A 12,415-nucleotide genomic window follows, 5' to 3' on the forward strand; every position below is an offset into this window, starting at 1 on the left:
GGAATCTATAGCGCCAATCGGTGTTTTTTGAAAGAATCTGATAAAAGTTTCTTTTATTGCTGCTTGAATATGTTAAAATAGATAATATTATTTAAGGCGGCGCTTTACGCTTGCCTATGATTATTAGAGAAAGCCTTTGGAAGGAGAACCTTAAATGGAGCAATTAAAAGGATATAACGTAGCAGTAGTTGGAGCAACAGGGGCTGTTGGTCAACAAATGATTAAAACATTAGAAAGCAGAGATTTTCCGATTTCAACCTTAACTCTTTTGTCATCAAAACGTTCAGCAGGGACAAAAGTTCTTTATAAAGAGAAGGAATTTGTGGTACAAGAAGCGACTCCAGATAGTTTTAAAGGAATTGATATCGCGTTATTTAGCGCAGGCGGTGGGGTATCGAAGGACCTTGCTCCACATGCAGTTAGACATGGAGCGATTGTTGTTGATAATACAAGCGCATTCCGTATGGATAAAGATGTGCCATTAGTAGTACCAGAAGTAAATGAAGAAGACCTTCATAAACATAATGGTATTATTGCTAATCCAAACTGTTCTACTATCCAAATGGTTGTAGCTTTACAACCATTAAAAGAAAAATATGGGCTATCTAAAGTATTAGTATCTACTTATCAAGCTGTTTCTGGATCAGGCGCAGCTGCAGTAGAGGAATTAAATAGTCAAACGCAAGCTATTCTAAATAACGAAGCGTTTGAGGCGAAAATTCTTCCAGTGAAAAGTGATAAAAAACATTACCAAATAGCTTTCAATGCAGTTCCGCAAATCGATGTGTTTACAGAAAATGGATTCACTTATGAAGAAATGAAAATGATTAATGAAACAAAAAAAATCATGCATGCAGATGACTTAAAAGTTGCGGCAACATGTGTACGTATTCCAGTTGCTACAGGTCACTCTGAATCTGTTTATTTTGAATTAGATAATGATCAAGTAACGGTTGCTGAAATAAAAGAATTACTGGGTGATGCACCTGGTATTGTGCTTCAAGATGATCCAAATAATCAAATCTATCCAATGCCTGCAGACTGTGTTGGAAGCAATGATGTATTTGTTGGACGCATTCGTCAAGATTTAGATGTGAAAAATGGATTCCATATGTGGGTAGTTTCAGATAATTTATTAAAAGGTGCCGCATGGAACTCTGTTCAAATAGCAGAAAGTCTAATTAAATTAGAGCTTGTTTAAGCAACTTAGAAAGGCAAGACTGTAAGAATGGAATGCAGGAATGTGCCTGTAAGTAGATTCGATTATTTCTACATACAGGAAGTACAAGTTTGGACACCGCAATGGCTGGCGTGCCAAATTCTTGTCTTTCATATCAGGAAGTATCTATCTGAAAGAGATTCTCTTTTTTAGGAATACTTTTCGTAAAATCAACGGACTCAAGGGTAAAGTAACTAAGTCCAAATCAACAAGGGATCCTCCTAGTAAAATGATGAATGAGGCTAATCTCTATCTTTAGTTTTTATTGATAGAGAGACCTCAAATTTGTTCTAGAAAAAGGCACCCTTATATTACACTCTTTTAGAAAGTGTTCAGAGGTGTTTATTGTGAAGATAATGGTTCAAAAATTTGGTGGAACATCGGTAAGAGATGAAAAAAGCCGAATTCAAGCAAAAGATCATATTAAAGATGCATTAAGTGAAGGGTATAAAGTAGTTGTAGTTGTTTCCGCAATGGGACGCAAAGGGGAGCCATACGCAACCGATACATTATTATCCTTAGTCGGCGGATCCGAATCGAATATTAGCAGAAGAGAAAATGATTTGTTAATGTCGTGTGGCGAAATTATTTCTAGTGTAGTATTTACGCAGCTATTATTAGAAAATCAGATTTCTGCAACTTCACTAACAGGTGCGCAAGCTGGCTTTAAGACAAATAATGATTTTACCAACGCAAGAATTATGGAAATGGATTGTAGCCGAATTTTGCAAGAGTTGGAGGATCATGATGTCGTAGTAGTAGCTGGTTTCCAAGGAGCAGCACCAAATGGCGATACAACAACATTAGGTAGAGGCGGAAGCGATACTTCAGCAGCTGCTTTAGGATCTGCACTTAATGCTGAATATATTGATATTTTTACAGACGTAGAAGGGATTATGACAGCTGATCCAAGAATTGCAGAAAATGCTCGTCCATTATCGGTTGTCACTTATTCAGAAGTATGTAATATGGCATACCAAGGGGCGAAAGTTATCCATCCACGAGCAGTAGAAATTGCTATGCAGGCAAAGGTGCCGATTCGAATTCGTTCTACGTATTCTAAAGGTACTGGTACACTTGTTACATCAAGCAATCCAGAAAGCAGAGGCAGTGATATTAAAGAGAGACCTGTTACTGGCATAGCTCATGTAGCGAATGTAACACAAATTAAGGTATTTGCGAAAAAAGACCAATATGATTTGCAAGCACAAGTATTTAAAGCGATGGCTAATGAAGAAATTAGTGTAGACTTTATCAACATTTCACCAAACAGTGTCGTCTATACAGTTACAAATGAAATGACAAACAAAGCGATAGCTGTTCTTGAGAATATGGGTTATGAACCTGTTATTGAAAGAGAGTGTGCAAAGGTATCTGTTGTTGGTGCTGGAATGGCCGGTGTACCTGGTGTCACATTTAAAATCGTTACAGCACTATCAAATAAAGGAATTAGAATTCTCCAATCAGCTGATAGCCATGCGACGATATGGGTACTTGTGAAACAGGATGATTTAGTAAGTGCTGTTAATGTATTGCACGATGCATTTGAACTAGAGAAAGAATAGAAAAGATACGATATAGATACGACGAGATCGAGATGAGAATAGGAGTGGAACGATGGGTTTATTTGGTAGGGTGTCAACGGCCATGATTACACCATTTGATGCCAAGGGACATATAGATTTTCCAAAAACAACACAGTTAATTAATCATTTACTTGAAAACGGAACAGATTCTTTAGTGGTAGCTGGTACAACCGGAGAATCGCCAACATTATCCAAACAAGAGAAGATTGCTTTATTTAAACATGTGGTAAAGGTAGTGGAAAAGAGAGTTCCTATCATTGCAGGAACTGGCAGTTATAACACATATGAGTCCATCGAATTAACGAAACAAGCTGAACTTGCAGGCGTGGACGCGGTTATGGTAGTTGGACCATACTATAACAAACCGAATCAAGAAGGCTTGTATCAACATATTAAAGCAGTTGCAGAATCTACAAAACTTCCCGTTATGATATATAATATTCCAGGTCGTTCTGTTGTTAATATTGAACCAGAAACTATTATTCGCTTATCCGAAATTCAAAACATAGTAGCAGTAAAAGAAGCTAGCGGAAATTTGAATAAAATCACGAAAATTATTGCATCTACACCAGATGATTTTTATGTATACAGTGGAGATGATAGTTTGACATTGCCGTTGTTATCTGTAGGTGGAACTGGGGTAATCTCGGTTGCTTCTCATGTAATCGGTAAGGAAATGCAAGAAATGGTAAGTACTTTTTTAGATGGAAAAATAGACGCTGCTTCTAAAATGCATCAAAAATTACTTCCTCTTATGTTAGCTTTATTTAAAGCACCTAACCCTGTTCCTGTCAAAACTGCACTGCAATTAAAAGGATTTGATGTTGGTTCAGTTCGTTTACCTTTAGTACCATTAACAGAGGAAGAACGAACAGAACTTGCAAGATTTTTATAAGTTATGTTAGCTTACGCTTATCCAAAATAATTTATAAAAATACGAAAATAATTTTGTGAATTTCCTTCATACCGATAAATAAGCTTTATTTAATGTATATGTGTCAGAAGAATTTAGCTCTCTCTTTTATTACGGGTAAGCCTGCAGCATACCATAAATTATGGTATTGCCATTGGTTATTCCTTCAGAGAATGCTAGCTCTTCTGACTTTTTTGTTGGATAGCATCACAAGAAAAGCTTGTTTCTAAACTTGTAATTGATTATGATTGGATACATAGTGAATGTGCGAATGGAGAAGAAAATTTTAAAAGTAATGAGAGAAGTACGGAGGAGAAGACATGGCAAAAAATCAGTTACAGAAAAATCTGTTGCCAAGACATATTAGTCTAATGGCAATGGGAGGAGCAATTGGAACAGGGATATTTAAAGGAAGCGGCGAAACAGTGTCTATTGCCGGCCCAGGCGTTATCTTTACATATATATTTGCTGGTCTATTATTGCTTGTCGTAATGGGAAGTATTGCAGAAATGGCTATTATTTATCCGAATACTAATATGAAAGGTTTTATCGGGAAAGCTTTTGGTGATCGAATGGCGTTCATTATTGGCTGGATGTATTGCATTCTATGGCTTGCTGTATGTGTGATTGAAGTTGTTGTTGCTGGAAGCTTTTTGCAATATTGGCTACCAGATATCCCGTTATGGATTTTAAGTATTATTTGTTCTGTTGTATTAATCGCAGTAAATACAATGAATGTTAAAAATTATGGTGAATTTGAATTTTGGTTTGCAGGTATTAAAATTGGGATGATTATCCTCTTTATTATATTAGGAGCAGCGGTATTATTTGGAATCATTCCATCAGGAGAAACGAATTATTTGCAAAATTACACAGAGAATGGTGGATTTTTCCCAAATGGCTGGATGTCTGTTTTTTCAGCATTATTGATTGTTATGTTCTCCTATGGTGGCTCTGAACTGATTGGAGTAACGGTAACAGAGGTAAAAGATGCAGATAAAATACTACCTAAAGTAATTAAAAGCTTTATTTTACGAATCATTTTATTTTATACACTACCAATTCTAATTATTTGTGGACTAATTCCTTGGAATAAACTAACAGAAGCTTCTAGTCCTTTCGTACAAGTACTTTCTATTTCCGGATTGTCTGGCGCAGCACATATTATGAACTTTGTTTTAATTATTGCCGTGTTATCTGCAGCAAATTCGGGTATATATGGATGTACAAGAATGGTATTCCCTTGCTATAGAAGGACAAGGTCCAAAGGCATTTAGTAAGGTAAATAAAAGTGGAGTACCTCTTTATAGTTTAATGGTTACAGCTGTTATTTTAATTGCAGGCTCTATGATTGCATTCGTGAAGCAAGATCAAGTATTCTCTTTATTAATGGCATTTCCAGGTTTTGTTGTATCGATTGTCTGGATAACGATATGTTTAGCGCAACTAAAGTTACGAAGATCTTATCCATTTCAGCCAAGCTTTAAAATTTGGGGTTATCCGTTTATTCCCATTTTTACGGTTATATGCTTAGCAATTATTAGTATTAGTTTCTTGTTCGATGAGGCAAACCGAATTAGTATTATGGCATGTTTAGCTTGTTTTGCAGTCGTAATATTTATTTCTATTTTTAAATTTCAGTCGAATAAGCGGTGAAAAATAAATAGTAATTTTCTATGGAAAAAGCCTATGAAATCAAGGTGGATACCAAAAGTAAACATCCCGATTTTTGGCAGAAAAAGCTCTTTCAAAAGGAAGATTTCATAAAATTGGTTGTAAACATTTTTAAACATCAAGTATAATAATCATAACTGATCAATGGTCGGCTTAACTCAACATAGGAGGAAACAAAAAGTGATGAAAAATGAAAAAATAAAGCTGGTCGCACTCGGTGGAGTGGGCGAGAACGGAAAAAATATGTTTGTAGTCGAAGTGGATGAAGACATATTTATAATTGATGCTGGCTTAATGTATCCACAAAATGAAATGTTGGGAATTGATATTGTTATTCCAGATATCACGTATTTAAAGCAAAACAAAGACAGTGTAAAAGGGATTTTCCTAACACATGCACATGAAGACCATATCGGAGGCTTATCTTATATTTTAAGAGATTTGGATGTTCCAGTTTACACGACGCTTTTAACAGCTGAACTGACAAAGGAAAAGATGAAAGAGCAGGACTTCAAAGGACAAGCACAATTTGAAATTGTTACCTCTAAATCCGTTCTAACATTTGCTTCCTCAAAGGTGTCCTTCTTTAAGACGAATCATAGTATCCCTGATAGTATTGGGATCGTTATCCATACATCAGAAGGCGCAATTGTACATACTGGGGATTTCAAATTCGACCAGACGGCAAGTGATTTATATAAGCCAGAATATGGTGAGATGGCAAAGATAGGCGAAGAGGGAGTATTAGCTTTACTTTCTGATAGTACGAATGCAGATAAACCAGGTTATTCTACAACTGACTTTATTGTAACACAAAGCTTAATTGAAGCATTTTTACACACAAAGGGTCGTATCATTGCTGCATGTTTTGCTACTGACTTAAATCGAATCCAGCATATTATTGATGCTGCAGAAAAAACAAATCGTAAAGTCGCAATTATTGGCAAGAATTTGCAAAGAGTATTACAAATTGCCTTAAAGCATAACTATTTGTTAGTGAACGAAGAAACAATCGTTTCCTATAATGAGCTTCAAACATATTCACAAGACCAAATGGTAATCATTACAACTGGCACAAAAGGGGAACCTATTGAAGCACTGCAAAAGATGGTAAAGAAAAATCAGAAACAAGCAAGCATTATGGAAGGAGATACTGTTTTATTTGCAGCGTCTTCCTTCTTAGGAAGCGAAGTATTTGTTGGAAAAACAATCGATAAACTATATCGAGCAGGTGCAACACTACTTGCAGGCTATAAAACATTCAATAGCTCCAATCATGGCAGCCAAGAAGAGTTAAAATTCATGATTAATATGATGAAGCCTAAATTCTTTTTGCCAATCCATGGAGAGTACCGTGTATTAAAAGCGCATGAGAAAATTGCGATTGAATGCGGAATAGCTCCGCAAAATATTTATCTTCCTGAACAAGGAGAGGTTCTTGAATATAAGGAAGATACGCTCCGTGTTGGCGGCAAGATTCCAGCAGGAAATGTTTTAATTGACGGCAGCGGTGTTGGAGATGTTGGAAATATTGTCTTAAGAGATCGTAAGCTACTATCTCAGGATGGAATTTTAACGGTTGTCGTAACGTTAAATAAGGCGGAAAGAAAGATTTCTGCTGGTCCAGAAATTATTACACGAGGCTTTGTATATGTTCGTGAATCAGAAAAGTTATTAGAAGAAGCTTCTGACCGAGTAAGAGATATTGTGGAAAAAAGTATCAGCAAGGATAGCTTTGATTGGACTGGAATCAAGCAAGATATACGAGATACATTAAACCAGTTCCTTTATGAAAAAACAAAACGCAGACCGATGATCTTGCCAATTATTATGGAAGTAAAACCGGCTAGAAAATAATACACACAACCGTCTTTATCGATTGAATACATTGGTAAGACGGTTGTTTTTTATGCATTCAGACAGTTGATTAACATTTTATTACTCGGATGTGAATGCAAAAATTAAAAGCAACACCGTAAAATAATATTCTTTCATTTCGATAGTAAATGTGGTGAATTGTCTTTTCGATTTCAGCCGCATGAAATAGTGATTCTCGCTTCATACTAAGACTATTATGGTTTTTAGGAAGGGAGAACTTTATGGTTTCAGTAAATAATAATAACGCTCAACCTGAGGAACAGCCGAAAGAGGATAAACCATCTAGCTTAATGGAAAAAATCCAACAGTTGGGACAAACAAATGTACCGCAGCTATCTCAGGATTCCAAAATACATTGTTTAACGATTGTTGGTCAAATTGAAGGACATTTACAATTACCACCGCAAAATAAAACAACGAAATATGAGCATCTAATTCCCCAAATTGTAGCAATCGAGCAAAACCCGAAAATTGAAGGGGTACTTGTTATTTTAAATACTGTTGGGGGCGATGTAGAAGCTGGATTAGCTATTTCTGAAATGCTTGCTTCTCTTTCTAAACCAACTGTTTCCTTAGTATTAGGAGGAGGGCATTCAATCGGTGTTCCAATTGCTGTGTCCTGTGATCATTCTTATATTGCAGAAACAGCAACAATGACGATTCATCCAATCCGCTTGACAGGTCTCGTTATCGGGGTCCCACAAACATTCGAATACTTAGATAAAATGCAAGAGAGAGTCGTTAACTTTGTAACAAAACATTCCAAAATTAGTGAAGAAAATTTTAAAGACTTAATGTTTGCTAAAGGAAATCTAACAAGAGATATCGGGACAAATGTAATTGGAAGTGATGCTGTTACTTCTGGACTTATTGACTCTGTTGGCGGCGTAGGAGATGCTATGAAAAAGCTAAATGAATTGATTGATGCCAATAAAGAACAGAATGAAGGGATTATTCAATGATTATGTATACAATGATGCCTGAAGAATTAATTTTCCCAATGAGTCAAGACATCTATGAAAGACAACAAGTTATTCAGTATAACGGTATACCTTTATTAGTGGCTAGAAATGAGTCAAATGAATTTGAAGTCATTAGAGTACTTAGCACCGATCCAAATCATTATCTGCATACAGAAATGCAACCAGGAGCAAAAATTCCAACAATTTAATGGCTTTTTATCTGAAAAAGTCGATTAGAGGGAATAATAAGGAAAGAAACTTACTTTGAAATTTGATTTATTAGCAAATTTGGGAAGATATCAGCCAAAGCAGACAGCAAGTCAGCCAACCGAACGAGATATCAGCCAAAGCAGACAGCAAATCAGCCAAACGAGCGAGATATCAGCCAAAGCAGATAACAAATCAGCCAAACGAACGAGATATCAGCCAAAACAGGCAGCAAGTCAGCCAACCGAACGAGATATCAGCCAAAACAGGCAGCAAGTCAGCCAACCGAACGAGATATCAGCCAAAGTAGACAACAAATCAGCCAAACGAGCGAGATATCAGCCAAACCAAAAAACGCAACAGCAAACATCCGCCTTCTATCAACAGCAAAGGATAAAAAAACCTACTGATAGAAGTTTCGCTTTATAAACTATGATATAATATAGTAATCAATAAAGAAGCAGCCTTAGGCTGCTTCTTTATTACAAATGAGGAAGATAATTTTAAATATTAGGTGATCAAGATGGCTAAAAGAAAAAAAAGAAAAACAAGAAAAAAACAACATCTTAAATTAACGATACAATATGAACTAACAGCTCTCGTCATAATGGCATTAAGTTTTATCTCTATTCTTAAACTAGGTGCCGTAGGAGCAACAATGGTTTCTTTTTTCCGTTTCTTTTTCGGAGAGTGGTATATGCTTTGCCTAATTGGGCTAATCGTATACGGTGGTTATTTAATGTGGAAGCGAGAAAAGCCTTATATGTTCCATACAAAATTAAATGGCATTTATTTGATTGTTAGTGCCGTTTTGTTACTCAGTCATGTGACACTATTTAAGTTGCTTGCAAGTCAAGGCAATTTTACGAATCCAAGTGTGATTTATAATACTTGGGAATTATTTTGGATGGAAGTAGAAAAGCAGGCAACGAATATTGATTTAGGCGGTGGAATGATCGGTGCCGTTTTGTTTGCCCTCTTCCACTATTTATTCGATACGGTAGGTACACAGATTATAAGTTTTATTGTGATTATGATTGGTTTTATCTTGCTTACAGGTAAAACTTTAAGTGGTGCCTTTAAAAAAGTATTATCAAGTATTTGGAATTTTACTCAAGATCAATGGGCTGCTTTTGTGCAAGATATGAAAGATTGGAAAGAATCTATCCAAAAAAATAAAGAAAAACGCAAAGCAGACAAACAGGCAAGGAGAGAGAATAATCAGCGTGAGCAAAATACAACTCCAGCCATCATCGTGAATCCTTCATCTCAAGAGGAAGAAGCCTACATACAAGAGCCAATCATTAATACTTTTGCGGAAAGAGCATACCAAGATGAGCCCATTCCGGAAGATTCTGTTGTAGAACCAATGGACGAGCCGTTAGATGAGGGGGATGTTGTCCCAATTACTTTTACGGAAGTGGAGAATAAAGATTATGAGCTTCCTCCTTTAAAACTATTAAAGCTGCCAAGAAAGGCAGATCAAAGTGGTGAATATGAGCAAATTCATGCAAATGCTGCTAAATTAGAAAGAACATTCCATAGTTTTGGAGTAAAAGCGAGAGTAACAGAGGTACATTTAGGACCAGCAGTTACAAAGTATGAAGTTCATCCAAGCGAAGGGGTAAAAGTAAGTAAAATAGTCAATTTAAGTGATGATTTAGCATTAGCGCTAGCAGCGAAGGATATTAGGATCGAAGCACCAATCCCAGGAAAATCTGCTATTGGGATTGAAGTGCCAAACTCAGAAGTCGCAGTAGTTTCGCTAAGAGAAGTTTTAGAATCAAGTAAAAATGATAAACCTGATTCTAAGTTAATGATCGCGTTTGGACGGGACATTACAGGAGAAGCAGTATGTGCTGAATTAAATAAGATGCCCCATTTACTTGTTGCTGGAGCAACAGGAAGTGGGAAAAGTGTCTGCATTAACGGGATTATTACAAGTATTTTAATGAGAGCAAAGCCACATGAAGTGAAACTAATGATGATTGACCCGAAAATGGTTGAATTAAACGTCTATAATGGTATTCCTCATTTGCTTGCACCAGTTGTAACCAATCCGAAAAAAGCATCGCAAGCATTGATGAAGGTCGTCAGTGAGATGGAGAGAAGATACGATTTATTCTCTCATACAGGGACAAGAAATATTGAAGGATACAACGAATATATCAAACGCTATAATGCAGAAGAACAGGAAAAGCAGCCCCTTCTGCCATTTATTGTTGTGATTGTGGACGAGCTTGCTGACTTAATGATGGTAGCCTCATCTGATGTAGAAGATGCCATTACAAGGCTTGCCCAGATGGCGCGTGCCGCTGGAATCCATTTAATCATTGCAACTCAGCGTCCATCTGTTGATGTTATTACAGGAGTTATAAAAGCTAATATTCCATCCAGAATTGCTTTTGCCGTTTCCTCTCAGACCGATTCTCGTACTATTTTAGATATGGGAGGAGCAGAGAAGCTACTAGGAAGAGGAGATATGCTATTCTTCCCTTATGGTGCAAGTAAACCGGTTAGGGTACAAGGTGCATTCTTATCTGATGAAGAAGTAGAAGAAGTAGTCGATTTCGTTATTGGACAGCAGAAGGCACAATACCAGGAAGAAATGATCCCAGATGAAATTGTCGAAGTCACAGGAGCAGTCGAAGATGAACTGTATAACGACGCAGTTGAATTAATAGTCGAAATGCAAACAGCGTCTGTTAGCATGTTACAAAGAAGATTTCGTATTGGCTATACGAGAGCAGCAAGATTAATTGACGAAATGGAAGCCCGCGGGGTAGTTGGACCATATGAGGGCAGTAAACCTAGAACCGTCCTCATTTCAAAAGGGCCAGAAGAAATGAATATACAATAAAATATAAATATGAATTAGTATGCATGAATAGAAATGATCCATATTTAAATATAAAGAACTCTATTGAAATGTATAGTAAATAATCATATTTAACAAAGCGAACCTGAAATAGTATAACCTATTTCAGGTTCCTTTTTTATCGTATATTCAGAACAATCCTTCGAGTAACGGAGGAAAAAGAGGGGGGATAAACCGTTATTTTTACAAGAATATACAATTGAAAACGATTGATTTCCGAACAATCTCTCATTTCAGTATTTTTTCGACGAAATTCTTAAAAGTCTATTTATTTATTAGTCAAAAAGTGTTATAGTATTTTCGATTAGTAGGAATGATTGAACATCAGAGGTCTGATGTCTTAGAAATGTTTGGAGGAACATCATATGCTAATTAAATCGGATACGAGACATTTATATTTGCAAGTCGTTGATCGTCTGAAAAGAGACATTAAGATGGGAGTATATAAAGAAAAAGAAAAATTCCCTTCTGAATTCGAGCTTGCAAAAACTTTAGGTGTAAGTCGTGCGACGTTAAGAGAAGCACTTCGTACATTGGAAGAAGAAAATGTGGTTGTCAGAAGACATGGTGTTGGCACATTTGTTAACAGCAAGCCATTGTTTAATTCTGGCATAGAACAATTAAATAGTGTCACGAATATGATTATGCAGGCAGGAATGAATCCAGGCACCATATTTCTAAGCTCAAACACGATGTTTGCCACTGAAGAAGATGCGACACGCTTCTCCGCTATGCAAGAAGAAGAACTGCTCGTTATCGAAAGAGTTCGAACAGCTAATGGCGAACCGGTTGTTTATTGTATTGATAAATTGCCGCAGAAAATCTTGCCTGACCGATTTTCATACGATCAAGAATCGATTTTTCAGTTCTTGGAATCGGATAGTCAAAGACATATTACATACGCTGTGGCACAAATCGAACCGATTGGATATCATGAGAAAGTATCTCCCATTCTGCAATGCGAACCAGAAACTGCTCTGCTTGTTTTAAAACAGATGCATTATGATGAGAAGGATGAGCCGATTCTTTATTCAGTAAATTATTTTCGATCCGATAAGTTTAGCTTTCAAGTATTAAGAAAACGCATTTATTCTTAAA

General features: G+C 36.4%; 9 protein-coding genes and 1 pseudogene. All 10 read left to right on the plus strand.

Annotated features, from left to right (window positions below):
• Positions 1-154 precede the first annotated feature (154 nt).
• Positions 155-1,201, plus strand: coding sequence for an aspartate-semialdehyde dehydrogenase (gene asd, locus NKG37_RS17015; protein ID WP_016201177.1), 1,047 nt, complete (start codon positions 155-157; stop codon positions 1,199-1,201).
• A 365-nt stretch (positions 1,202-1,566) separates the two neighbouring features.
• Positions 1,567-2,784 carry an aspartate kinase gene (gene dapG / locus NKG37_RS17020; RefSeq protein ID WP_101730010.1) on the plus strand — a complete coding sequence of 406 codons (1,218 nt, stop codon included), beginning with the start codon at positions 1,567-1,569 and terminating at the stop codon, positions 2,782-2,784.
• Between the two features lie 52 nt (positions 2,785-2,836).
• Positions 2,837-3,700, plus strand: a complete 864-nt coding sequence (gene dapA / locus NKG37_RS17025; protein ID WP_016201179.1) for a 4-hydroxy-tetrahydrodipicolinate synthase — start codon at positions 2,837-2,839, stop codon at positions 3,698-3,700.
• A gap of 338 nt (positions 3,701-4,038) precedes the next feature.
• Positions 4,039-5,374: pseudogene (locus tag NKG37_RS17030) on the plus strand (amino acid permease).
• A 201-nt stretch (positions 5,375-5,575) separates the two neighbouring features.
• Positions 5,576-7,249 (plus strand): ribonuclease J, encoded by a 1,674-nt coding sequence (locus NKG37_RS17035; protein WP_040342564.1) that lies wholly within the window; start codon positions 5,576-5,578, stop codon positions 7,247-7,249.
• Between the two features lie 242 nt (positions 7,250-7,491).
• On the plus strand, positions 7,492-8,232 hold the full coding sequence (locus NKG37_RS17040) for a ClpP family protease (protein WP_016201181.1): 741 nt from the start codon (positions 7,492-7,494) through the stop codon (positions 8,230-8,232).
• On the plus strand, positions 8,229-8,441 hold the full coding sequence (locus NKG37_RS17045; RefSeq protein ID WP_016201182.1) for a YlzJ-like family protein: 213 nt from the start codon (positions 8,229-8,231) through the stop codon (positions 8,439-8,441). The genes NKG37_RS17040 and NKG37_RS17045 overlap by 4 nt, the downstream gene beginning before the upstream one ends.
• A 55-nt stretch (positions 8,442-8,496) precedes the next feature.
• Positions 8,497-8,868: a hypothetical protein gene (locus tag NKG37_RS17050; RefSeq protein WP_254414989.1), complete on the plus strand. Its 372-nt coding sequence runs from the start codon at positions 8,497-8,499 to the stop codon at positions 8,866-8,868.
• Between the two features lie 94 nt (positions 8,869-8,962).
• Positions 8,963-11,299, plus strand: a complete 2,337-nt coding sequence (locus NKG37_RS17055) for an FtsK/SpoIIIE family DNA translocase (protein ID WP_016201183.1) — start codon at positions 8,963-8,965, stop codon at positions 11,297-11,299.
• A 383-nt stretch (positions 11,300-11,682) separates the two neighbouring features.
• Positions 11,683-12,414: a GntR family transcriptional regulator gene (locus tag NKG37_RS17060; RefSeq protein WP_016201184.1), complete on the plus strand. Its 732-nt coding sequence runs from the start codon at positions 11,683-11,685 to the stop codon at positions 12,412-12,414.
• Position 12,415 lies beyond the last annotated feature (1 nt).

Origin of the sequence: Niallia sp. RD1, from assembly GCF_024219955.1 — a bacterium.
Taxonomy (GTDB): Bacteria; Bacillota; Bacilli; order Bacillales; family Cytobacillaceae; genus Niallia; species Niallia alba.